Origin of the sequence: Psychrobacter sp. PL15 (assembly GCF_035984995.1) — a bacterium.
Lineage (GTDB): Bacteria > Pseudomonadota > Gammaproteobacteria > Pseudomonadales > Moraxellaceae > Psychrobacter.
This window is the reverse complement of the sequence record NZ_JAXCIB010000035.1, coordinates 1-1,069: the sequence shown is the minus strand read 5'-3', so window position 1 is coordinate 1,069 and position 1,069 is coordinate 1. Positions and strand designations below refer to the sequence as shown.

2 protein-coding genes are annotated in these 1,069 nt (G+C 33.0%); both read right to left on the bottom strand.

Going from position 1 to position 1,069, the window contains the following annotated elements:
• Window positions 1-58 precede the first annotated feature (58 nt).
• Window positions 59-349 carry a hypothetical protein gene (locus RCH20_RS12450; RefSeq protein ID WP_327193827.1) on the bottom strand — a complete coding sequence of 97 codons (291 nt, stop codon included), beginning with the start codon at window positions 347-349 and terminating at the stop codon, window positions 59-61.
• Window positions 346-987, bottom strand: coding sequence for a hypothetical protein (locus RCH20_RS12445; protein WP_327193826.1), 642 nt, complete (start codon window positions 985-987; stop codon window positions 346-348). Before RCH20_RS12445 ends, RCH20_RS12450 begins: the two co-directional genes overlap by 4 nt.
• Between the last annotated feature and the right edge of the window lie 82 nt (window positions 988-1,069).

The window sequence follows — 1,069 nt, the reverse complement described above, 5'->3', positions numbered from 1 at the left end:
CCAGTTGGTGGTGCGGTACTTCTTCTTGTCGGCGGCAGGAATATGTGGTTTCATCTCTTTATAATATCAAATATAAGTGCTTATGCAACAAGGCCATCTGGATGGCTAAACCACATTCAGTTATATAGTCATCATCGTATCTACCATATAATGTTTCTAGCTTACTTTTGATTTGTTCAAAAAATATGGAGAAACTATCTTCTGTTTCCACTAACCTATTAGAAAAGATAGAAGTTATGGCGTCATTTTCATATATGAGATCCCATAACTTAAAAATACTATCTTGTTTTTTTTGATAACTTTGATAGTCTAAGCGATTGGGAATATTCCAAGATATAATGTTATTCATTTTCCTTCCTTCCATAGCTCTTCAAAGAAATCAGTAATTTTAAGTTTTTTTGCATTCCAACCATAGCTTGTTGCATGTAAGCTAGGTAACAATGCACCAACATCTGATCCAAAATGCCATAAATCATTATCTACAATGGCAAATCTATCATGTAGATAATTTAAATTATCATAAAATTTAAGGGCAATGGTAGTAGCTCTAGAATTACTCCTATCCTCTCGTATAAGATCGTTATAAAAGTTTACGATTTCTTTAATCTCTTCTTCGTTAGTTTTTGATTTTAGATAAAATCTAACATCTATAGTAGCTTTGTTTATTAAGATAGAGTTAAGGATAGAGTCAAGGACTTCATTTTTACTAAAGTTTTTATGTAGATAAGTGTCAAGAATCCAAATTTTATTTGAAGCGTTACGCAGTGTACGAGTAAAACTATCTAAAACTAGTGCGTTTTTTTCTCCCTCTCTATACCTATCTTTTACATCACTAAGGTTTGGACAGCTTAATAAATCTGTAGCTTGTTTAGTATTAGGATAATAGCTTTCTCTTGATGATCCAAAAACTATTGTTTTTAATGTCACATCCTCTTCTAGTGGACGGTCTATTGGTATATCTTTTGGTCTGGTGGGGCCTTGTTGCATAAGCACTTATATTTGATATTATAAAGAGATGAAACCACATATTCCTGCCGCCGACAAGAAGAAGTACCGCACCACCAACTGG